Origin of the sequence: Arthrobacter humicola, from assembly GCF_022803015.1 — a bacterium.
Classification (GTDB): domain Bacteria; phylum Actinomycetota; class Actinomycetes; order Actinomycetales; family Micrococcaceae; genus Arthrobacter; species Arthrobacter humicola_A.
The window spans coordinates 150,025-172,045 of record NZ_JAFKON010000008.1 but is presented as its reverse complement, the minus strand read 5'-3'; the positions used below and the strand labels follow the sequence as shown (position 1 = coordinate 172,045).

Sequence of the window (22,021 nt, the reverse complement as noted above, 5' to 3'; positions counted from 1 at the left end):
GGAACAATGCCATGGGGCGCGGCGGGGCTAGCCGCCGGGCGTCGCTGAAGGCGTCGCTGAGGGTTCTGTTGTCACTGCCGTCGTGGCCGACTGCGTGGCCGCCCGTGGCTTCGGCGTATCGGCCGGCGCGGTGATTGGGTCCGGCTCCACAGTGAGCGGGGCCGGCACGGGGGTGGCCGTCTTGGCGGCAGCCTCCGTCGCGGTTGCGGAGGACGGCGCAGGCGCGGAGGACGGCGGTGCCACCGGCGGCGGGACCGATACCGGTGCTGATGGCTTGGCGGAGGCTGTTCCCGTCTGGGTTGGCGCCGGCGTCGGGGTGGGGGTCGCCGTCGGCGTCGGGGTGGGGGTCGCCGACGGGGTCGGGGTCGCAGTTGCCGACGGGGTCGGGGTGGGCGCGGCAGGCGTGGTCGTCGTGGCAGTCCCAGTCGGCGTCGGGGTCGCGGAGGCAGTGCCGGTCGGCGTCGGCGTCGGCGTCGCGGAGGCAGTGCCCGTGGGCGACGGCTTAGAGGTGGCGGAAGGCGTTGGGGACGGTTTGTCGGCGGCGGCTTCAGTAGCCGCAGGCGAGGCACTCGCCGACGGCTTGGCGGCCACCGCGGCAGGCTGCTCCTGAACGCCGCCGGCCACCACATGGGTCAGGTCTTCCCGGACAGGAATCGCCCAGCCAATCCCCGCATTGGTTGCCTTACCGGCGTCGGGTGCGTAACTGGTCATGTCGATCGGGCCGAGTTGATCCACCTGCTTGATGGGCAGAAATGTCCAGTCGCGCGGATCAGTGTGGGAGCCGTTGAGGATGGTTTCGAAGTGAAGGTGGCAGCCGGTGGAGGATCCGGTGGTACCAACCCGGGCAATAATTTCCCCCACCCGCACGGAGTCGCCCTTCTTGACCGCGATCGCCTCCAGATGGTTGTACGTGGTGATGAGACCGTTGCCGTGGTCGATTTCCACCCGGTTTCCGCCGCCCCACGGGTGCCACCCGACGGCCCGCACCACACCGGCGTCGGCGGCGTAGACCCGGGTGCCGCAGGGGGCCGCGAAGTCCTGGCCCCAGTGGAATTCGCCCGCGAATCCCGTCAGGGGGCTGGTGCGCAGCCCGAACGGGGACGAGGGCACCAGTGATTCCAGCGGGGCCATGAGGAAACCCGGTGCGGGCCGGTGCAGGGCCGCCGAGGCCACATTGAGCTCGCCACGCACCCCTGCCCGGGTGGCCGTGTCCACCGTGCTCCGGCTGAAGGCCACGAGCGCCTGGGCATCGGCGGTGACAGCGCCGGTGCCGGGAGTCCCCGCGGGCGCGGTCGCGGCGGAGTGGGCCAGCGGGTCCAGGGCTTCCGGTCCCACGTCGCCGGAGGGAGGCATGGCGGCCGTCGGGACGGCGGTGGGCGCGCCGTAGGTCGCAAAGGCGCTCAGTCCCTGAAAGCCGCTGAATGCCAGCACGGCCAGGGACAGGCACAGGCCTCCGGACACGCAGCGCACGGCAATGGTCCGTGCCCTCGCTGACTGCTCACTCGATGAGTTTCCCCAGTGTTTTCCCACGAAATGACTCCCGCTATATGTCCGCCAGACCCCAATCTTCACGGACTTACCTCCCTATGTGACCACAGACGGCCGGGTCTGTGAACCGTCAGCGCGCTCCTTTTGCGGGACCAATCGGAGATCCGCGGATGTCCCCAGTAGCTTGCCGGCGGCGCCCCAGTAGTTCTGCGCACAATTGCAGGTGCCGCACGCCGCCGGGACGGGTAAGAATGAAGGATGCGAAATGTCCTCAGGGAATGGCAGGCGGAACTCAAACAGACGTTCACGGGGACGCGCGATTCGGTGCCCGAGTGGGTGCCGGGTCTGGCCGAGGGGGACGACGCCGGGTACCACTTGCCCGGCTCGGCCGTCTGGGCCGTGCACGGGGACATGCCAACCATCGTGGCGGGAATCCGGGCACTGCTGATGCAGGCGCTCCATCCCGGCGCGTTGGCCGGAGTCCACGATCACTCCCGTTTCCGCGAAGACCCGCTGGGCCGGCTGGCTGGCACGATCCGCTGGATCTTCACCGTGACGTATGGCTCCACGGATACGGCGAAGGCGGCATCGGACTGGGTTCTTCGGCTGCACCGGACGGTGCGGGGAGAATTTGTGGACGGCCACGGCATCAGGCGCAGTTACGCGGCCAATGATCCCGAGCTGCTCCGGTGGGTTCACATTGCCTTCACAGACGCTTTCCTCTCTGCCCACAAACTGTGGGGGCGGCCGATTCCTGGCGGACCTGATGCCTACGTCCGTGAGTGGGCCCAGGCCGGCCGGCTGATGGGCGTCGAGGCACCACCGCTGAGCGAAGCGGAAATGCGCCAGCAGTTGGACCGCTGGTACGACGACGGCGAGCTCCGCTGTGACGAACGGGTCACCGAAACGGTGGCGTTCATTCGCGACCCGCCCCTGCACCCCGCGCTCAGGCCTGGCTACCGGGTGCTGTTCGCGGCCGCCGTGGCAAGCCTCGAGCCCAAGTACCGGGAGCTTCTGGGCCTGCGGACCGCGCGGCTGGGCCCGATACCGCTGCCGGTAACCCTGGCCACCCGGGTCACGCTCGGCGTGGTGCATGTGGCCCTCGGCCGGATGGGCCCGAGCGAGCAAGCTGCCCGCGCCAGGCTGCGCCGGCTGGGCTACCGGGCCTGAGTCTGGGCCGGCGGGCGGCTGCGGTGGTTTTGCTGGTTTGTGGCGGGCCGGCTGGGGCACGGGGGCGGCTAAGGCACGGGGCGGCCCCGGGGGCGCGCAGTGCGGCTGGGGCACGAGGCGGCCCGGCCTCCAAGCCGACTTGGCGGATGAATCGGTGCCGGTACTGCCGGAGGACGCAACCTTGGCCAGAACCTCACGAGAACCTCACGAGGATAGAAATGCCGGGGACACGAACGGCCCGGAGACGCAAAAAGGCCCCGGTCCGAGGACCGGGGCCAGCCGCGGAGAATGGGGGATTTGAACCCCCGAGGGCGTTAACCCAACACGCGTTCCAGGCGTGCGCCATAGGCCGCTAGGCGAATTCTCCAGTTGCTTCTGAATCAAAAGCAGATACTAGAATACCTGAACTTTCCAGCTTCGCCCAATTGGGCCTCCCCGCCCCGGCCTGCGGCTCCTCCGCGGGACACGCCCCGCGGCCCACTTGAGGGCTGGACATAGCCCCAAAATGCCCACTCCTTCCCGCCAAGAATGGGCATGCCCCACACTGCCCCCTCCAGGGACCGGACATGTCCCCCAGCCCGCCGGAGCGCTGGACATAATCTCGACCAGCCCACTCCTTCCCGCCAAGAATGGGCATGCCACACACTGCCCACTCCCGCCACTTGGACATGCCCAGCGGTCCGCCCGACCGCTGGACATAGTCCCACCGCGCCCACTCCTGCAGCCCACTCCTTCTCGCCAAGAATGGGCATCTCCCGTCGAGGATTAAGGGCCAAACCGGGCCAATTCGGGGCACACCCAATCGTCAGGTAAACTTGCTGACGGCCCCTCATGTGGCGTCATCCTGTTGAACTCCCCCAGGACCGGAAGGTAGCAAGGGTAAACGGGCTCTGGCGGGTGCATGAGGGGTCTTTTATGTCTGTGCCGATTGGTAGGGTTTATCTGTGACTGTTACTACCGCCCTCTACCGTCGATACCGCCCCGATTCGTTCGCGGACGTTATCGGGCAGGAGCACGTCACCGAGCCTCTCATGACGGCCCTGCGCAAGAACCGCGTCAACCACGCCTATCTCTTTTCGGGCCCCCGCGGCTGTGGCAAAACCACCTCCGCCCGCATCCTGGCCCGCTGCCTGAACTGCGCCGAGGGCCCCACGGACACCCCCTGCGGCAAGTGCCCCAGCTGCGTGGAACTCGCCCGCGGCGGCTCCGGCTCCCTGGACGTCATCGAGATCGACGCCGCCAGCCACGGCGGTGTGGACGACGCCCGCGACCTCCGGGAACGGGCCACCTACGCCCCCGTCCGGGACCGCTACAAGATCTTCATCATCGACGAAGCCCACATGGTCACGTCGGCCGGGTTCAACGCCCTGCTCAAGATCGTCGAAGAACCGCCGGAACACATCAAGTTCATCTTCGCCACCACGGAGCCGGACAAAGTCATCGGCACCATCCGTTCCCGCACGCACCACTACCCTTTCCGGCTGGTGCCGCCGGAGCCTCTCATGGCGTATCTGGAGCTGCTCTGCACCCAGGAGAACGTCCCCGTGGCGCCCGGGGTGCTCTCGCTCGTCATCCGCGCGGGCGGCGGTTCGGTCCGCGACTCCCTCTCCGTGCTCGACCAGCTCATGGCCGGCGCCGGACCAAACGGCCTGGACTACGAACTCGCGGTCGCCCTCCTGGGCTACACGCACGCCTCCCTGCTCGATGACGTCGTCGAAGCCGTCGCGGCGTCGGATGCCGCCACAGTGTTCCGCGCTGTGGACCGCGTCATCCAGACCGGGCACGATCCTAGGCGCTTCGTCGAGGACCTGCTCGAACGCTTCCGCGACCTCATCATCGTCCAGGCGATGCCCGAAAGGGCCCAGTCCATCCTCCGCGGCATGCCGGCGGACCAGATCGCCCGCCTGCAGAACCAGGCGCACAACCTCGGGGCGGCCGAGCTCTCCCGCGCCGCTGACGTCACCAATACCGCTCTCACCGACATGACCGGGGCCACCTCGCCGCGCCTGCACCTGGAACTGCTGTGCGCCCGCATCCTGCTGCCCAGCTCCGAGCAGACCGAGCGCGGCATCGCAGCCCGGATCGACCGCGTCGAGCGGCGTTTGAACTACGCCGGGAACGACGTCGGAGCCCCCCTCGCCGCCGCTCCCGCACCTGTTGCCGTTTCGCCTGCACGCACGGAGCAGGCAGCCGCGCCACAGTTGCCGGCAGCGGACGTGCCCGCCGCACCCTCGCACGCCGCGCCGGCTGCCACAACCACCGCCCCCTCCGCCCCGCGTCAGGGCGAGCAGCCGCCGGCCACAGTCTCCGCGCCCGCCAGGCAGGACGAGCCCGTCCGAGAACCGCTGACGGCGCCACGGGTCAGCACCAGCGACTGGCCTGTGGACGAATCCGCGGCGGCCAGCCGGCCCGCCCCGGCCGCAGGTCCCGCCGCCGCGCCTCCGTCCCTGCCCGCGTCAGAGACTGCCTCAGCGGCTGCCCCATCCGCCCCCGCACCGTCCGCCCCCGCGGCATCTACCCCAGCACCTTCCGTCCCTGCGCGCCCCGAGCCGGCCGAGCCCGGCAGGGCGCCTGCCGCTGCTCCCGGGTCTGCCGCCGGCCCCGGAGCCGACGTGGAGGTTTTGCGCCGCGCCTGGCCCGAAATCCTGCAAACGCTCACCAAGATCAAACGCAGCACCTGGGCACTGGTGGAACCCAACGCCCAGGTCGGCCACTTCGAGGACCACGTCCTGACCCTCGCGTTCACCACCACGGGGCTGGCGGGCGCCTTCGGCCGGGCCGACCACGCCGAGAACCTCCGGCAGGCGATCCACAAGACCATCGGCATCGATTGCCAGATCCGGGCCGTGGCCGGCAGCGGCAACAGCCCAGCGAGCTCTGAGCCAAACCCAAAAGCGCCGCCGGCTAGCCCGGAGACCCCGGCATCGTCCGCAAGCCAGGCGACATCGGCCGACGTCGCCTGGGGCCTGAGCCCGGCTCCCCAGCAGGCCCCATCTCCGGCCAACGATGCCGCTGAAGCCGTCCCCTCGCGGGCGGCCGCGGCGCACGTTCCCGCCGCCTCAATGCCTTCGACGCAACCCACTCCGGCCCCCGCGGCCCAGGCTCAGGTCCGCGCAGCCGCGCCTGCAGCCGAGCCGGCAGCGGAACCGCAGGCGCCTGCCCCCGCGATCCAATCTCAGGTCAGCGCAGCCGAGCCAGCAGCCGGCTCGGATGGCCCTTCGGAGCCTTCCGGGTCCTACGCCGATGACGACTGGGGACCGCCCCGGGACGAGGACGCCCCTCCGCTGGACGAGGAACCACCCCTGGATTGGGACCCCTCGCCCGTAGCCACGCTGCGCCGCCCCGAGCCCGCGGCTGTCGCTACCGCTCCGGCCCGCAAGTCCCCTGCCGCGCCGGCATCCAAAACCGCCGGTTCCCCGGCCGGGACACCGGGCGCAGACCCGGACGCGTCGGATGACGCGTGGGCCCGCGCCGTCGAGCAGTCACCCGGCGTCTGGACGGTCGGCACAGATTCGAACCTCGGCCGGTACACGAGCCCGGATGTCGAGCCCGCTGCGTCCGAGCCCGAGCCGAAGCCTGTGCACTACGAGCCGGCGGCGGCACAGATCCCGGAGTACGCGGGTGTCGTGTCCGCGCCGTCCGGACTGGCCTCGGACCACCAGGCCCGGGCCGAAGCGGCTCCGGCGCCGGCGGTTGCGGAGTCTGTTGCGCCGCGTGTGGCCGCCGCTGCCGTAGCTGCCGTCGCGGAGGCTGTTGCGGTCACTGCCGTTCCCGACGCTGCCGCTCCGGCAGGCCGGCAAAGCCTGTACCAGCGGCTGTCGAACAGTCCCGAGGCCGAGGCCGGGCGGGCGAAGGCCCCCGCCCGAGCCGCCGCCGGGACCACCGTCTACGTACAGGACATCCCCAGCGCCGACGACGAAACGATCGAGGAATCGGGCGTCTTCGGCCGGGCCGCCGTCGAGCGTATTCTGGGCGGGAAACTGGTGGAAGAGCGCTCCCTGGATGGAAGCCCGCTGCCGCCCCGCTTCTAGCAGACCCCCTGCCGGCTGGCCCCGGCCCCACTCCAAACGAACGAGGACATTGTGTACGAAGGCGCAGTTCAAGAGCTGATCGACGAGCTCGGACGCCTTCCCGGAGTGGGGCCCAAGTCAGCCCAGCGGCTGGCCTTCCACATCCTCGAGGCCGATCCGCAGGACATGAAGCGGCTTGTCGATGCCATCACCACCGTGAAGGAACGGGTCAAGTTCTGCACGGTTTGCGGGAACGTGACCGAGCAGGAACTGTGCAACATCTGCCGCGACCCGCGCCGGGACCCCACGGTTATCTGCGTCGTCGAAGAATCCAAGGACGTCCTGGCGGTGGAACGCACGCGGTCCTTCCGCGGCAGGTACCACGTGCTGGGCGGCGCGATTAATCCGATCGCCGGGATCGGTCCGGAACAGCTCCGGATCCGTGAGCTGCTGACCCGGCTCAACGACGGCGCCATCCAGGAAATCATCATCGCCACCGACCCCAACCTCGAGGGCGAGGCCACGGCGACGTATCTGGCCCGGATGCTCAAGTCGATTGGCATCGCCGTCACCCGGCTGGCGTCCGGCCTGCCCGTGGGCGGGGACCTGGAATACGCCGACGAAGTCACGCTCGGCAGGGCCTTCGAGGGCCGCCGCAACGCCCTGAGCTGACGCACTAGTGGCCGCCGCGGCAGCGACACCCCGGCCCACCATCCGGCCCGGCGGACATGTCCAGCGCCCACGCCCGGGAATGGACACAATGCCCTCACGCCCACTCCAGCCCGCCAAGAATGAGCATGTCCCACGGCAGCACTGAGCATGCCCGCACCTGGCCCACCATCCGGCCCGGCGGACATGTCCAGGGCCCACGCCCAGGAATGGACACAATGCCCTCATGCCCACTCCAGGCCAACAAGAATGAGCATGTCCCGCGGAAGCACTGAGCATGTCCACTCCTAACCCGAGCTCCCCCACCCGGTCCGATGGACATGTCCAGCGCCCACACCCAGGAATGGACACAATGCCCTCATGCCCACTCCAGGCCGCCAAAAATGAGCATGTCCCGCGGAAGCACTGAGCATGTCCACGGAACGGGAGACCATGTCCACTCCCGGCCCGCAGCACTGGGCATGTCCGGTGGAGACAAACCCGGGGTGTCTGCCATTCGGTCACAATTCAACGGCGCGGGCGGCACGGCGATAAACTGGGGTAAGAAGTTACGCCGTCGCGCCGTTTGGTTGCCTGGCCCAGAACCCCGATGATCCAGTGAGGGTGCGCGAATGAGTTTGCCCACTACCGAAGTCCAGCCCGGATCGCAGACGTTGCCCGTCTCGGCCGCCGCCACCAAGCACCTTGTCGTGAAGAAATTTGGCGGTTCCTCGGTGGCTGACGCAGAAGGCATCAAGCGCGTCGCCCGGCGGGTCGTGGACGCCCAAAACGCCGGCGACGAGGTCGTCGTGGTGGTTTCCGCCATGGGCGACACCACCGATGAGCTCCTTGACCTCGCCGGCCAGGTCACCGATTCCGCGCCCGCCCGCGAGATGGACATGCTCCTCTCCGCCGGCGAACGAATCTCCATGGCGCTGCTGGCCATGGCCATCAACAAGTTCGGCGCCTCGGCCCAGTCCTTCACCGGGTCCCAGGCCGGCATGATCACCGACGGCATCCACGGCAAGGCCCGGATCATCGACGTTGACCCGCACCGCATCCGCACCGCCCTGGACAAGGGGCACATCGCGATCGTGGCCGGGTTCCAGGGTATGAGCCACACGACGAACGAGATCACGACGCTCGGGCGCGGCGGGTCGGACACGACGGCTGTGGCCCTCGCCGCGGCGCTCGACGCCGATGTCTGCGAGATCTTCACCGACGTCGACGGCGTCTACACGGCCGATCCGCGGGTGGTCGCCTCGGCCCGGAAGATCGACCGCATCTCCAGCGAGGAAATGCTGGAACTGGCCGCGTCCGGCGCTAAGATTCTGCACCTGCGCTGTGTTGAATACGCCCGCCGCTTTGGGGTACCCCTGCACGTCCGTTCCTCATTCAGCCAGAACGAAGGCACCTGGGTTCTGCCCGGCGCCGACGACAAGATCACGACTCAAGAGGGAGTTGCCTTGGAGCAGCCAATCATCTCCGGTGTTGCACACGATCGGTCCGAAGCCAAGGTCACGGTTGTCGGTGTACCTGACATCCCCGGCAAGGCAGCGGCGATCTTCCAGGTCATTGCGGACGCCCACTCGAACATCGACATGATCGTCCAGAACGTCTCCACCCACGGTACGGGCCGGACCGATATCTCCTTCACGCTCCCGATCGTCGAGGGCGCCGAGGCCCTGGCCGCCCTGCACGCCGCGCAGGACCGGATCGGCTTTGAGAGCATCGAATATAACGAGAAGATCGGCAAGCTTTCGCTGATTGGCGCCGGCATGCGCTCGCACCCGGGTGTGTCCGCCCGCTTCTTCGCGGCCCTCTCCGAGGCCGGCATCAACATCAACATGATCTCCACCTCGGAGATCCGGATCTCCGTGGTGACCCACGCGGATCTGCTCGACGACGCCGTCCGCGCCATCCACAGGGCGTTTGACCTCGACAGCGAGGATGAGGCCACGGTCTACGGCGGCACGGGCCGCTAGCCGCACCTGCGCATCCGGGCGGACCCCGGATGCGCATAAAGACGGGGAAGGGAGCGGCACCTGCCGCTCCCTTCCCCGTCTCCGCCCGTCGTCGGCCGCTTCCCCACAGCTCCGGCCGCATTCCCACGTTTCCGGCCGCGTACCACGCGGCCGCCCAGGATGCCCCCGGCATCCGGGGTCCCCCGGAACCGTCGGAACCGGCGAAGCGGGCCTCGTCAGACCTCTTCTTTCCCGAGATCCGTTTTCCGGACAGCGTAGTGGTGTCCGTGGTCGTCCGTCTCGACTTCGAAACCTGCCAGGTCGTCTTCCGAGGCGTGCTCGAAGTCGTCGTGCTTGTGAACTACAGGCGCCGCGGTGTCGCCTCGATTTGCGGGCCCGAACAGCAGCCTCAGCTTGTCGGTCTTTTCCATGAAAGCTCTGACAGCACGTGTCACTAGTCCCACCCCCTTTCCTCGTCCCGGATGGTTCAGGATGCTGCACAGCGGTGTGTCAGTGCCCTCATTTTACGCCCGGCAGCGGGAAATGGCCCGGGTGGGGTGGCGCTAAAAGGGACCTAGCGCAGGGATTTGTCGTCAGGGTTTCGAGGCACCACATAAGTGCTGCCGTCGGGCCGGTGCAAGGTCTCCCACTGTTCAGTTTCAGCCTGCCGCGCCGCCAGCAGCCGCCTGTTCTGGTCGGTCATCTCGTGGCCGAGTGAACTGCGGTTGGCCGGCCCGAACACGGCCCGGAACTTCCCGGTGGCCCGCATGAACCGCTCGACGGCATTTTCCTTGGCCATGGCTATCCTTTCGTGGGAGCAAGACAATGCTCCCAGTGTACGCTAATCATTAGTGCACTAATCATTCGAAGGAGTCGGTGTGACCGAAGGAACCCCAGCAATCCAGGACAGGCACGTCATGCCGGGAGCGCATGGAGCCCAGGACTCCCAGGCAGCACAGGACGACCTCCTGCTGGAACAGCAGCTCTGCTTCGCCCTGACGGTGGCCTCCCGAAGCGTCGTGGGCGCTTACAAGCCCGTCCTCGACAGGCTCGGCCTGACCCACCCGCAGTACCTCGTCATGTTGTGCCTGTGGGAAGCGAGCCCGCGGTCGGTCCGCGACATCAGCGACGCCCTGGCCCAGGAGCCGGCAACCATCTCGCCGCTGCTGCGCCGGCTCGAGACGGCAGGCTTCATCACCCGCCAGCGGATGGAAGGCAACGAGCGCACCCTGGATGTCCGGCTGACGCCGCGCGGGGCCGCCCTTCGGGAGCAGGCCACAGAAGTCCCGGGCATTATGATGGCCCGGCTGGGCCTGACGCGTGAACAGGTCGGCCAGCTGCACGCCACCATGATGGACCTGATCGCCGCCACACGGCCCGGCCCGGACGACGTGCCCCGGCGGTAGACTGGGCAAAACAGAGGAGGACTGCTGATGCGCACGCAATCGGGCCGCCCGGCACTTGTCCTGGCGGCCGTCCTGATGGCCGTGGCCGGATTGGCCGCCTGCACGCCGAATGGCGGGCCCACACCTTCCCCCTCCCCCAGCACGACGTCGGGCACCCCCTCCAGCCCGTCACCCACAGCGCCGTCGGGCTCGCCGTCGCCGGAGACGGAGACGACGTCACCGGCCCCGTCGCCCTCCGCGGTCCCGCTGCCGTCCGGACCGGGCAAGGGCAACGCCGAACTCGCCATCATGGTCAAGCCGAACGAAACCGGCACCGCGGCCAACTTCACGCTGGTCTGCCAAAACGGGGTTCCTGCGGCCGAAAGCCAGCACCCCAACGCCGCCGCCGCATGCATCGCCATCAAGAACAACCCGGCCATCCTCAGCCCCGCCCCGCCCGCCAAGAACCAGACCTGCACCCAGCAGTACGGCGGCCCGCAGGTGGCCACCGTCACCGGCGTCGTGGATGGCAGGGCGGTTCAGGCGAGCTTCAGCCTGACAAACGGCTGTGAAATCGCCGCCTGGAACGCCGCCAAAGATGTTCTGGGCTCATCCGGCGGGGCGAGCTAAGCCCTTGCACCTCCAGCAGGAAGAGTGGCTGCCGCGCCAGGCGGCCCACGTCCAACGTGTCCGCCGCTACGCGGACCCCTACCTTGAGCGGCGCTCCGCCGGCCGGAAGCACCCGGTGGAGGACTTCCTCTTCACCTACTACACCCAGAAGCCCGGACAGCTGCTGCGCTGGCACCCGGGCGCCGGCGTCGTGCTCTCCGGCCCCGAGGCTGAGGCGCGGACCGGGTGGAAGTATTACCGCGCGGCCGACGCCGCAGAACTCGCGGCCGCCGGGCTGCCGGCGGAGTCGCCGGCTGTGACGGTCGACGCCGACGCCTTCCTGAGGGAGCGCCGGGAGGCACTGCAGTTCGCAGGGGTCATCCTGGCCGGGACTGCCGCGCGGCCGGCCCAGTTCGGCTGCTTCGGGCTGCACGAGTGGGCAATGGTCTACCGGCAGGACAAGTTCGATCTCCGGCACGAGTACCTGCAGCTGCGGCTGGGGTCCGGGCGCACCGACGAGGTGGTGGAGGAGAACCGGATCCGGTGCTCGCACTTCGACGCCTTCCGCTTCTACACCCCGGACGCCGTTCCGCTGAACAGTATGGTTCCCAGCCGGGAGAACCAGCGCGCCATGGAGCAGCCGGGTTGCCTGCACGCCAACATGGACCTTTACAAGTGGGCCTACAAGCTGTCCCCGTTGCTGCCCAGCGAGCTCGTCATGGACTGTTTCGAACTATCGTGGCGGATCCGGGCCATGGACATGCGGGCGTCGCCGTACGACTTGCAAGAGTGGGGTTATCCCGCCATCAGGATCGAAACGCCCGAGGGCAAAGCGGCGTATGTTGAGCACCAGCGGGCTTTTTCAGCCGAATCACAAGTACTGCGGCAGCGGCTGTTGCAGGAGCTCGCTCCCCTGTTCCAGTCGATTGGTTCCGGCCCTGCCCCCGAACGCACGGAAGGACAGCAATGACCGCCACTCACGAGCGTCACAGCCACCACGACATCGATCTCACCGTCCGGCTGACGGAGGCCCCGGAAGCGCCGGAGTACACCTTCCGCCTGGCGGCCGACGGCGGCAGCGTCGCCCCCGCGTCCACGCTGCCGGATTCGGCGGCCGCCCTCGCGGCGGTTACGCAGCACGGCGAGGACATCTTCTTTCCCAAGCCGGGACCGCCGAAGATGTGCACGCAGCAGTACGGGGGTCCGCAGGTCGCCGTGGTGACCGGCTGGTTCATGGGCCGGGAAGTCCACAGCACGTTCAGCCGCACCGATGGCTGCGAGATCGCCCGCTGGCGTGCCATGGCGCCGCTGCTGGGCGGGGTTGCAGGCTCCACCGGAGCAATCTGAGCCACGCGGAACCTCGCAGGCGTCACGAGACAGCAATGGCCGGCGGTGCGAACCGCCGGCCATTGCCTCTGCTATCGGGTTGAGCCGCGCCTAGATGGCGTTGTTGGGGCGCTCAAGCTCCGGGTGCTGGAACTTGGACTGCGCGGCCGCGCCTTCGGAGGTCGGCGCCACCGAGGCAGCTCCTGCAGCGTTCACGACGACGGTGACGAACGTCGGCTCGCTGGCACCGGCAAAGGTGATCCGTCCAATGTAGGAGCCGGGCTTCAGGCCGGTCCAGTTCAGCGTGATCTTGCCTGTTTCACCGTTCGGCAGCACCAGAGGGTTCGGCGTGATGGTCGCATTGTTCTCGTTGGCACCGAGAACCGCGGCATCAACGCTTGCCTTCGTGGCCTTGCCGCCCGGGCTGGAGTACAGGTTCGCGTAGATCGTGTACGAGCCTGCAACGGGATTCGCAATCGAGAGCGTCTCGCTGGACGACGACGTCGCCACCTGCTCGACGCCCTGTGGCGTGACCACCCACATGTCGAAGTCCGAGGCCGGGTCAGAGGAGATGACCGAGAACTTGGCCAGCGGAGCACCCGCCGGGACGTTCACAGTCTTGACGAACGTCGAGGCATCGGCACGGCCCGCGAACGGGCCGGGAACCAGCTCCACGGCAGAAGAATCCGCCTTGGACAGGCCGTCCAGCGTCATGTTGACGGGCGAGTTGGTGCCCGACACAACGCTGATGTCGCCCGAGCCCGTGCCGGATTCGGTGCTGAGGAAGACATCCTTCGCGGCGACGACAGACTGCGGCCGGACTGCGATCGGCGAGGTGACGGTCTTGCCTGCACCCTCCCAGCTCAGTGAGCCCATGGCGAACTTGCCCAGGGCAGCGCTCTTGTTCTCAAAGCTGACCTTGACGGTCTTCTTCTCGCCAGCGGCCTTGAAGTTCAGGGCCGCCGGAGCCACATTGACCTGAATTCCGGGCACATTGGCTTTGACTTTGTAGACGCCCGGAGTCAGAGCGGTCAGGGTCCGGGTCACGGTGATCTTGCCGGTGAGGTTGCCCAGCGAGAAGGACGGGACGTTCATGTCCCGCGGCAGGATGCTGGACGGCAGGCCGAGGTTGATCCCCGTACCCTGTATGAATTTCCAGTAGTCCTCTTCGTTGGCGTCGTAGGCAAGACCCGGATCGACCATGCGTGCCGGATCCACCTGGCCGGCACCGGTGGCGAGGACGTCGGTGTTCTTGGAGCCGTCGGCGTTCACCACATTGCCTGCCGTGGTCATCATGGCGGACTTGACCATTGCAGGGGACCAGTTCGGGTTCTTGCCCAGGAGCAACGCGCCGAAACCGGCAACGTGCGGTGCCGCCATGGAGGTGCCGGACAGGAAGCCGAACTTTGCGCCGTCAGCGCCAATCGGCGACACACCGGCCAGGACTGCAACACCCGGCGCAGTGACGTCCGGCTTCAGCAGGTCCGAGTCGGTGGCCAGCAGCGGGCCCCGGGAGGAGAAGCCGGCAATCTGCGGCTGCGCCTCCAGCGGCAGTCCGGTCGTGTCCTTGTTAACAAGGGACACCTTGATGTCCGGGGCGGCGGTTACCTTGGCCTTGATGGCCGCGGTGGCCGGCGGGTTCACGTGGACGGTCGGGACAGCGTGCTGATCGGTGTCCAGCGAGGAATTGCTCAGGTTCACCAGGATCATGCCGACGCCGCCACCGCGGGCAACCTCGGCGCTCTTGGCGACGCGGTCGACAACGCCGCGGTCGCAGACGACGACCTTGCCGGCGATCTTCGCCGGGTCCAGGGTGCCGGGCCCGCACAGTGCGGGGTTCGACGGCGGGGTCGCCGCGGCAGCGTTGGCAGCCAGCACCACGCCGGCGTCCTTGACTTCCTTGTTCATGATGCTGGCGCCGCGGAACTTGGTGCCGTCTGCGAACTCAACAGTGCCCTGAAGCTCCTGGGAGAAGCTGCTGGCAGCAACCGTGGTGACCCAAGGGCCGCCGTGGTTGACGGTGCTCGCCGTCGGACCGGAGTTTCCGGCCGATGCTGCGACGAAGATGCCTGCGGAGGCAGCGTTCAGGAAGGCAATCGAGACCGGGTCGATAACTGACGTCGCAGAACCGGAGATCGAGTAGTTCAGCACGTCGACGCCGTCTTTGATGGCCTGTTCGACGGCGGCAACGGACGAGGAGCTGTAGCAGCCGCCCGTGTTGGGGTCGGTGTCTTCCCAGCAGACCTTGTAAACGGAGAGCTTGGCGGCCGGCGCGATGCCGCTGGTCAGGCCGAAGCTGCGCCCGTCGACGAAGGTCTCGACGTTGGCGTTGCCCGCCGAGGTGCTGGCCGTGTGGGTGCCGTGGCTGGCGACGTCGACCGGGGACAGAAGTTCTTCCGGAGCACGCTCGGCCGGGGGCACGAACTGCAGGAAGTCCTCGGCGAAGTAGTGCGCGCTCAGGACCTTGGAGTTACAGGCAGAACCGTCGAAGTCCTGGCCCTTCTGGCACTCACCGATAAAAGTGTCGCCGTCGGACTTGAGCATTGCGATCTTGCCGTCCGCCGTCCTGTACGGCACACCGACGACAGGCTGGCCGACGAGGGGCTTGACCTCTTCCCCGGCGAAAAACGCACTGGACGGGGTATAGCCGGTGTCGATGACGCCGACGACGACGCCCTTGCCGGCGCCGTTCTGGCCGCCGAACTTCGTGTTCCAGGTTCCGTTGGCCCCGCTGAGCTTCAGGAAATCGGTGCTGGAGTAGTCCGGAGCGTTTTCCGTGTCAGGGGCAACCGTCAGCACGCCGGGGTCCTTGGCCAGTTTGATGGCCTGATCCGCGGTGAGGTGTGCGCTGAATCCGTTGAGGGCAGCGGTGAATTGCCGATTGATCTTGACGCCCTGCTTGCCGGCCACCTGGGACTGCTTCTGCTGCAGGTGTGCCTGGTACTTCTTCACTTCAGCTTTGTTGGCATCCAGCTTCTTGCCGGGCGCAGGCTTGGTGGCTGGCATGCCGGCCGTCCCGCCGTCATACGTGGCTGCCGCTTTCTCGGTCAGGACAACGATGTAGCGGCCGTCCTTGTAGTTATTCGGATCAACATTCTTCTGTGCGACGCCGGCTACGGCCAGGCCTTGCCCCGGGGCCGCATTGGCGGGGGCGATCGCGATGCTGGACAGAAGAACCGGCAAGCCCAGGGTCAGTGCCGCGGCCCTCCGGAGTCCCCCGCTTCGAAGGAAGCTCTTTCCTGGTGATGTCACGAGTGTTCGAACCTTTCGTAAAGGAACGGCCCGGCTTCAAGGCCGGGCCCAACGGACTGGCGGGAACTCACCGGGCGGTCGCCCGGCCAGCCCCCACGGATACCAGCCGATTCATACAGTACAGACTGAGAGCGAGATATGACATAGGTCACTGAGGGGTATTTAAAATTTGTCACGCAATACGACACGACGCGATGGGGACGTCGCTGAACTGCGTCAATTGGTACTTCCGGCCCGCGCGGCCGCACCCCTGCGGTACCTCAGCGCGGGGGGACCCTGCCCGTCATGGTCCGCGGGCCCACCGCGGGCCCAACACTGGCTTACTGGCGGCCTACTTTCGCGGAGTCCGGACCACGTCGCTGATCCATGCGCGGGTCTTCTCATCCAGGGGCCCGGCCACCTTGGTCGCCTTCGCCGCGCGGTCGGCCTTGATCTTCTGCAGGACCATCCGGCCCAGCCCGGCGAACACTGCGACGGCCACAACAGACAACACCACGGATTTCGGTTTCTCAGCCATGCGCACATCCTACTGACCCGCGGCAGCCCCGGCCATAGGGCGCAGCCGCCCCCGCGACGCCATTTCTCCAGCTCAAGGACCCGCCGGGGAGGCCGCGTCCACACTCCCGGCTGCGAATACGGCCGGACGCGCGGTGGCCGGTAGAATGGGCATGCAAGCTCGCGGAGCGCCCTTTCACGCTGCATTCACCAGGCAGTCCAACACACAGCGGATCGGCGTGAGACGGCACCACTCCGCTGCGCCCTTACCCAACGCTCACGCACAGGAGTTGCCGGATGCCCCGGATCGTTGTCGACGTCATGCCCAAGCCCGAGATTCTGGACCCGCAGGGGAAGGCCATCGTCGGTGCTCTGCCCCGGCTGGGCTTCACCGCTTTCAGCTCTGTCCGCCAGGGCAAGCGCTTTGAACTCACGGTCGACGGCGAGGTGACCGAGGAGATCCTGGCCCAGGCCCGCGACGCCGCGGAGACCCTGCTGTCCAACCCGGTCATCGAGGACGTCGTCAACGTCGAGGTCGTTGAGGCCTGAAATGACTGAACTCCCCCTGATCGGCGAGGCCGTCGCCGTCGCCGCCAACCCCAGGCTCGCTGGTGCGAGGATCGGCGTCGTCACCTTCCCCGGCACCCTCGACGACCGCGACGCCGCCCGTGCGGTCCGTCTGGCCGGCGCCACCCCGGTGGAGCTCTGGCACGCCGGCACCACCTTGGGTGACGTTGACGCCGTCGTGATTCCCGGCGGGTTCTCGTACGGCGATTACCTCCGCGCCGGCGCGATCGCCCGTTTCGCGCCGCTGATGTCCAAGATCATCGACGCCGCCAATTCCGAGGCCAAGCTGCCCGTGCTGGGCATCTGCAACGGCTTCCAGATCCTGACCGAGTCGCACCTGCTGCCCGGCTCCATGATCAAGAACGACCACCTGAAGTTCATGTGCCGCGACCAGGTCCTGCGCGTGGAGAACAACACCACCGCCTGGACCGGGGACTACGCCGCCGGCCAGGAAATCACCGTGCCGCTGAAGAACCAGGACGGCCAGTACATCGCCGACGAGAAGACCCTGGACGCGCTCGAGGCCGAAGGCCGCGTTGTGTTCCGTTACGTCGGCTTCAACCCGAACGGCTCCCGCCGCGACATCGCCGGCATTTCCAACGCCGCGGGCAACGTGGTGGGCCTCATGCCGCACCCCGAGCACGCCGTGGAGGCCGGCTTCGGTCCCGAGCTCGGCTCCGGCACCGAGGGCCTCGGGTTCTTCACCTCTGTCCTGAACAAGATCGTGGGAGACAACAAATGACGGAGACACCCGCAGTAGCGGCACCCGCGGAGACCGCCCGGAAGTTCAACATCGACACCGTCGAGAACGCGGCCAAGACCCCGGACACCGAACTCCCCTGGGCCGAACTGGGCCTGAAGCAGAACGAGTTCGACGAGGTCGTCAAGGTCCTGGGCCGCCGCCCCACCGGCGCGGAACTCGCCATGTACTCGGTGATGTGGAGCGAACACTGCTCCTACAAGTCCTCGAAGAACCACCTGCGCCAGTTCGGCGACAAGGTGACCGAGGAAATGAAGAAGGACATGCTCGTGGGTATCGGCGAAAACGCCGGTGTCACCAACCTGGGCGACGGCTGGGCCGTGACGTTCAAGATCGAGTCCCACAACTCGCCGTCGTTCGTGGAGCCCTACCAGGGCGCCGCAACCGGCATCGGCGGCATTGTCCGCGACATCATCTCCATGGGCGCCCGCCCGGTAGCGGTGATGGATCCGCTGCGCTTCGGCGCCATTGACCACCCGGACACCGCCCGCGTCATGCACGGCGCCGTGGCAGGGATCGGCGGCTACGGCAACTCGCTGGGCCTGCCCAACATCGGCGGCGAAATGGTCTTCGACTCCGTCTACCAGGGCAACCCGCTGGTGAACGCGCTGGCGGTCGGCGTGATGCGCCACGAGGACATCCGCCTCGCCAACGCCTCCGGCAAGGGCAACAAGGTGGTGCTGTTCGGTGCCCGCACCGGCGGCGACGGCATCGGCGGCGCCTCCGTGCTGGCCTCGGAGTCCTTCGATGACACCAAGCCGTCCAAGCGCCCCGCGGTCCAGGTGGGCGACCCGTTCGCCGAGAAGGTCCTGATCGAGTGCTGCCTGGAGCTGTTCAAGGGATCCCTGGTGGAGGGCATCCAGGACCTCGGCGCCGCCGGCATTTCCTGCGCCACCTCCGAGCTCGCCTCCAACGGCGACGGCGGCATGGAAGTCGAGCTGACCTCCGTCCTGCTCCGCGACCCCACCCTGACCCCGGGCGAAATCCTGATGTCCGAGTCGCAGGAACGCATGATGGCCGTGGTTACCCCCGAGAACATCGCCGCGTTTGAAGCGGTCATGGACAAGTGGGCGGTGGAGTACTCCTGGCTGGGCGAGGTGACCGACACCGGCCGCCTCATCATCACGTGGGAAGGCGAGGTCATTGTCGACGTCGACCCGCGCACCGTGGCCCACGACGGCCCGGTCTACGACCGACCCTATGCCCGCCCCGAATGGCAGGACGCCGTCCAGGCCGACTCCTTCACCGGGTCCGTGCAGGACGCTGGCCGTCCCTCCGCCCCGGCGGACCTGGCCGCCGCCATCACCGAACTCGTCGCCTCCCCGAACATGTGCGACAAGTCCTGGATCACCAAGCAGTACGACCGCTACGTCGGCGGCAACACCGCCATGGCGTTCCCGGACGACGCCGGCGTGGTCCGGGTGGACGAGGAAACCGGCCTCGGCGTGGCCCTGGCCACCGACGCCAACGGCCGCTACACCTACCTGGACCCGTACCACGGCGCTCAGCTGGCCCTGGCCGAGGCCTACCGCAACGTCGCCACCTCAGGCGCCGTGCCGATGGCCGTCAGCGACTGCCTGAACTTCGGCTCCCCCGAGGACCCCGACGTCATGTGGCAGCTGGCCGAAGCCATCCGCGGCCTGTCCGACGCCTGCATGGTCCTCGGCATCCCGGTCACCGGCGGCAACGTCTCGCTGTACAACCAGACCGGGACCACCCCCATCCACCCCTCCCCCGTGGTGGCTGTGCTGGGCAAGTTCGACGACGTCGCCCGCCGCACGCCGTCGGGCTGGAAGGAAGACGGCCAGGCCATCTACCTGCTGGGCACGACGGCGGCAGAGCTGGACGGTTCGGAATGGTCGAACATGCGCGGACACCTGGGCGGCCTGCCGCCGAAGGTTGACCTCGACGCCGAGCGCGAACTGGGCCAGATCCTGATCAACGCCTCCCGCGACGGCATGGTGGATTCCGCCCACGACCTCTCCGAAGGCGGCCTCGCCGCGGCCCTCGTGGAGTCGTCCCTGCGCTACGGCGTGGGCGCCCGGATCGCCCTGCAGGACGTCCTGGACCGCGACGGCGTGGACCTGTTCACGGCGCTGTTCTCCGAAACCCAGGGCCGCGCCGTCGTCGCTGTGCCCCGCTCGGAGGAAATCCGCTTCACGGACATGTGCACCGCCCGCGGCTTCGCGCACGTCCGGATCGGTGTGGTGGACGCCGAGGGCGGCACGCTGGAGATCAACGGCGTCGAGACCATGAGCCTCGACGCGCTCCGCGAAGCCCACGAGGCGACCCTGCCGAAGTACTTCGGCTAGGCCCCACCGCCACCCTAGCCTCGCAAGCTCGGCCAGGGAACCCTGGCGGCGTGGGCCCACCCACCGCCGCCCTAGTTCCATCGATTGCTCCGCAGCTGCCCTTTTGAACCCTCAAAACTGCAGTTGCGGAGCAATCGTTCGTTAACGGCCGGGCCGCCAGCCCGCCTGCAGGAGTGCGGTACGGACCTTGGCCACCGCGGCCTTGGCATCATCGTGCATATGCCGCTTGGAGATCCGGACCTCGGTCCAACCGAGGGCCGTGTACTTCTCCGAACGGGCGATGTCCCGGACGATCTGGCCCTCCTCACCGTGGAGTTCGCCCTCGTACTCGACGCCGATTCTGTATTTCCGATAGGACAGGTCGGGTTCGTGGTGCCGGGTTCCTGCATCGTCGATGATCGGAACGTTCAGCTCTGGTTCCGGAAGGCCGGCCCGGACTATGGCCAGCCTCAGCAACGACTCCTGCGGCGAATCGGAGCCCACGCGAATGAGGGCGATGGCTTCCTTCGCCTTGCGGATTCCGCGTTTTCCCTTGTGGCGGTCGATCATCCGCTGCAAGTCCTGAAGGCTGCAGAGCGGCGCCTCCCTGCCCTCGAGCTCAGGTCTGGGCATCCGAACGCAGCTGTCGCCGGCCACAACGAGTTGGTCTACGGTCAACATTTCGGCTAGATCCAGCCAAGTCCGCTCCGGGGTGGTGATGGGGATCCCGTCCAGCAGCGTGATTTCGTCGTCGTAGAGCTTCATGCGGTGGACGATGACGTGTGGCCGGTTGAGATGGGCCGCGCCCTCGGGCCTGATCACGTGGTACATCGGTGGTGCCTCCTTCTGCTGCCGCACCGGAAGCGAACCAAGCTCCGCCGCGGTGAGGTGCGACGCGGCGCATCGCTCATTGACCTCAATGAAAGGCCGCACTCGCACGCACAAGGGAAGCCCCGGCGTCGGGCTTTGCACACGGATTCCCCGGCCCAGCGCGGCCAGGGACTGGTGGCGGAGCCTTTTTAGTGACACACCAGCCGCTGCCGCTTCGACGACGGTAAAGGGTCGTCGCTGGAAATCGTCCGGCAGCGGACGCGCGGTCTTCATGGCTTCATCAGACCAGTTCGGCGTCGACGCTGCAGAAGTTATCCACAACGCCCATCGACTGCTCCATAAGTGCCGTTATGGAGCCTCAAAAGGGCGACTACGGAGCAATCGACGGGGGTTGGCGGAGCAATCCGCGGGGTCAGTCGTCGCTGCGGAGCTCCCGTTGCCGTGCGCTGAGGAGTTCGAGTTCGGGCCGGGCCGCCACGAAGCGTTCGACGCCGGTCAGCACCTCCACGACGTGTGCCCGGTCTGCTGCCACCAGGCCGGCGCCCAACTGCGTGCGCCGGTGCTGCTCATGATCGCCGACCTCGGCCACGGAGACATCAAAGCGGCGCTTCAGCTCCGCCAGGAGCGGGCGCACCACAGAGCGCTTCTCCTTCAGGCTGTGAACGTCGCCCAGAAGGATGTCGAACTCAATCCAGCCGATCCACATGTCATAAGCCTATCCATTGCTCGCCACCGGCCCCCTCGCCTCGCAAGCTCGGCCAGGGAACCCTGCCGTCGATTGCTCCGTAACGGCCTTTTTGAGGCCTCAAAAGGGCCGTTACGGAGCAATCGACGGGGTGAGACGGGGTTAGATGGTGAGCTCGCCCATCCGGTCCCAGCCGTCACCGTCGAGCTGCCGGCTGATGATCCGGGGCGTCTCGGCCAGGGCCTGAGGCATGTCCGCCATAGCCTGCTTGAAGTGGGCGCTGTTCACGTGGGCCCCGGCGGCGTCATCCTTGAAGGCCTCAACCAGGACGAATTCGTTGGGGTCCTCCACACTGCGGGACCAGTCGAACCACAGGTTGCCGGGCTCCTGGCGGGTGGCCTGGGTGAAATCGTTCACGAGTCCCAGCCAGCGCTCCGACCAATCCGGCTTGACCTTGAATTTGACGACGATGAAGATCATTTGTTGAAGCCTTTCATTGGTTTTCCGGAGGTTCCATTCTTCCAGAATGACAACGCCGGG

19 protein-coding genes, 1 tRNA gene and 1 other RNA gene are annotated in these 22,021 nt (G+C 67.5%); 12 read left to right on the top strand and 9 right to left on the bottom strand.

Features of this window, described 5'->3' with window-relative positions; genetic code table 11:
- Nucleotides 1-27: 27 nt before the first annotated feature.
- Nucleotides 28-1,530, bottom strand: coding sequence for a M23 family metallopeptidase (locus ARTB_RS16190; RefSeq protein ID WP_243181459.1), 1,503 nt, complete (start codon nt 1,528-1,530; stop codon nt 28-30).
- A gap of 216 nt (nt 1,531-1,746) precedes the next feature.
- Here ARTB_RS16190 and ARTB_RS16185 point away from each other — a divergent pair, with 216 nt between their 5' ends.
- Nucleotides 1,747-2,658 (top strand): oxygenase MpaB family protein, encoded by a 912-nt coding sequence (locus ARTB_RS16185; RefSeq protein ID WP_243181458.1) that lies wholly within the window; start codon nt 1,747-1,749, stop codon nt 2,656-2,658.
- Between the two features lie 282 nt (nt 2,659-2,940).
- Here the strand turns inward: ARTB_RS16185 and ARTB_RS16180 are convergent.
- Nucleotides 2,941-3,025, bottom strand: a tRNA-Ser gene (locus ARTB_RS16180).
- Between the two features lie 453 nt (nt 3,026-3,478).
- On the opposite strand from ARTB_RS16180, the gene ffs reads away from it, so the two are divergent.
- From ffs to ARTB_RS16160, 4 genes are all read left to right on the top strand, one after another.
- Nucleotides 3,479-3,575: signal recognition particle sRNA small type (ffs, locus tag ARTB_RS16175), an RNA gene on the top strand.
- A gap of 27 nt (nt 3,576-3,602) precedes the next feature.
- Nucleotides 3,603-6,689 carry a DNA polymerase III subunit gamma and tau gene (locus tag ARTB_RS16170; protein ID WP_243181457.1) on the top strand — a complete coding sequence of 1,029 codons (3,087 nt, stop codon included), beginning with the start codon at nt 3,603-3,605 and terminating at the stop codon, nt 6,687-6,689.
- Between the two features lie 51 nt (nt 6,690-6,740).
- The gene (gene recR / locus ARTB_RS16165; RefSeq protein WP_018774392.1) at nt 6,741-7,340 is read left to right on the top strand and encodes a recombination mediator RecR; all 600 of its coding nucleotides are present in this window, start codon (nt 6,741-6,743) and stop codon (nt 7,338-7,340) included.
- A gap of 608 nt (nt 7,341-7,948) precedes the next feature.
- Nucleotides 7,949-9,301, top strand: coding sequence for an aspartate kinase (locus tag ARTB_RS16160; protein WP_018774393.1), 1,353 nt, complete (start codon nt 7,949-7,951; stop codon nt 9,299-9,301).
- Between the two features lie 215 nt (nt 9,302-9,516).
- Here ARTB_RS16160 and ARTB_RS16155 read toward each other — a convergent pair whose 3' ends face one another.
- On the bottom strand, nt 9,517-9,711 hold the full coding sequence (locus ARTB_RS16155; protein WP_043436631.1) for a hypothetical protein: 195 nt from the start codon (nt 9,709-9,711) through the stop codon (nt 9,517-9,519).
- Between the two features lie 143 nt (nt 9,712-9,854).
- The gene (locus ARTB_RS16150) at nt 9,855-10,079 is read right to left on the bottom strand and encodes a hypothetical protein (protein WP_028278007.1); all 225 of its coding nucleotides are present in this window, start codon (nt 10,077-10,079) and stop codon (nt 9,855-9,857) included.
- Nucleotides 10,080-10,197: 118 nt separating this feature from the next.
- On the opposite strand from ARTB_RS16150, the gene ARTB_RS16145 reads away from it, so the two are divergent.
- From ARTB_RS16145 to ARTB_RS16130, 4 genes are read left to right on the top strand one after another with little or no spacing between them, the layout of a single operon-like run.
- Nucleotides 10,198-10,686 (top strand): MarR family winged helix-turn-helix transcriptional regulator, encoded by a 489-nt coding sequence (locus ARTB_RS16145; protein ID WP_243181530.1) that lies wholly within the window; start codon nt 10,198-10,200, stop codon nt 10,684-10,686.
- A 27-nt stretch (nt 10,687-10,713) separates the two neighbouring features.
- Entirely contained in the window at nt 10,714-11,295 is a 582-nt protein-coding gene (locus ARTB_RS16140; protein WP_243181456.1) for an SSI family serine proteinase inhibitor, read from the top strand.
- Nucleotides 11,264-12,244, top strand: a complete 981-nt coding sequence (locus ARTB_RS16135; RefSeq protein WP_243181455.1) for a 3-methyladenine DNA glycosylase — start codon at nt 11,264-11,266, stop codon at nt 12,242-12,244. Before ARTB_RS16140 ends, ARTB_RS16135 begins: the two co-directional genes overlap by 32 nt.
- Entirely contained in the window at nt 12,241-12,621 is a 381-nt protein-coding gene (locus tag ARTB_RS16130; protein ID WP_243181454.1) for a serine protease inhibitor, read from the top strand. Before ARTB_RS16135 ends, ARTB_RS16130 begins: the two co-directional genes overlap by 4 nt.
- 90 nt (nt 12,622-12,711) lie before the next feature.
- Here ARTB_RS16130 and ARTB_RS16125 read toward each other — a convergent pair whose 3' ends face one another.
- Nucleotides 12,712-15,852, bottom strand: a complete 3,141-nt coding sequence (locus ARTB_RS16125; protein WP_439954140.1) for a S8 family serine peptidase — start codon at nt 15,850-15,852, stop codon at nt 12,712-12,714.
- A 331-nt stretch (nt 15,853-16,183) separates the two neighbouring features.
- Entirely contained in the window at nt 16,184-16,369 is a 186-nt protein-coding gene (locus tag ARTB_RS16120; RefSeq protein WP_028278002.1) for a hypothetical protein, read from the bottom strand.
- A 275-nt stretch (nt 16,370-16,644) separates the two neighbouring features.
- On the opposite strand from ARTB_RS16120, the gene purS reads away from it, so the two are divergent.
- Genes purS through purL form a run of 3 tightly spaced genes read left to right on the top strand, consistent with a single transcriptional unit; the run spans nt 16,645 to nt 19,986 of the window.
- A complete protein-coding gene (gene purS / locus ARTB_RS16115; protein ID WP_018776110.1) occupies nt 16,645-16,896 on the top strand; it encodes a phosphoribosylformylglycinamidine synthase subunit PurS in 252 nt (83 codons plus the stop codon).
- Nucleotide 16,897: 1 nt separating this feature from the next.
- Entirely contained in the window at nt 16,898-17,656 is a 759-nt protein-coding gene (gene purQ / locus ARTB_RS16110) for a phosphoribosylformylglycinamidine synthase subunit PurQ (protein WP_243181453.1), read from the top strand.
- Complete coding sequence (purL, locus tag ARTB_RS16105) at nt 17,653-19,986, top strand: phosphoribosylformylglycinamidine synthase subunit PurL (protein ID WP_243181452.1); 2,334 nt, start codon at nt 17,653-17,655, stop codon at nt 19,984-19,986. Before purQ ends, purL begins: the two co-directional genes overlap by 4 nt.
- Before the next feature lie 141 nt (nt 19,987-20,127).
- On the opposite strand, the gene ARTB_RS16100 is transcribed toward purL, so the two are convergent.
- From ARTB_RS16100 to ARTB_RS16090, 3 genes are all read right to left on the bottom strand, one after another.
- A complete protein-coding gene (locus ARTB_RS16100; RefSeq protein ID WP_243181451.1) occupies nt 20,128-21,069 on the bottom strand; it encodes a hypothetical protein in 942 nt (313 codons plus the stop codon).
- 139 nt (nt 21,070-21,208) lie between these two features.
- Nucleotides 21,209-21,502: a DUF503 domain-containing protein gene (locus tag ARTB_RS16095; RefSeq protein WP_028277999.1), complete on the bottom strand. Its 294-nt coding sequence runs from the start codon at nt 21,500-21,502 to the stop codon at nt 21,209-21,211.
- 141 nt (nt 21,503-21,643) lie between these two features.
- A complete protein-coding gene (locus tag ARTB_RS16090) occupies nt 21,644-21,961 on the bottom strand; it encodes a putative quinol monooxygenase (protein WP_079555298.1) in 318 nt (105 codons plus the stop codon).
- Nucleotides 21,962-22,021: the final 60 nt, after the last annotated feature.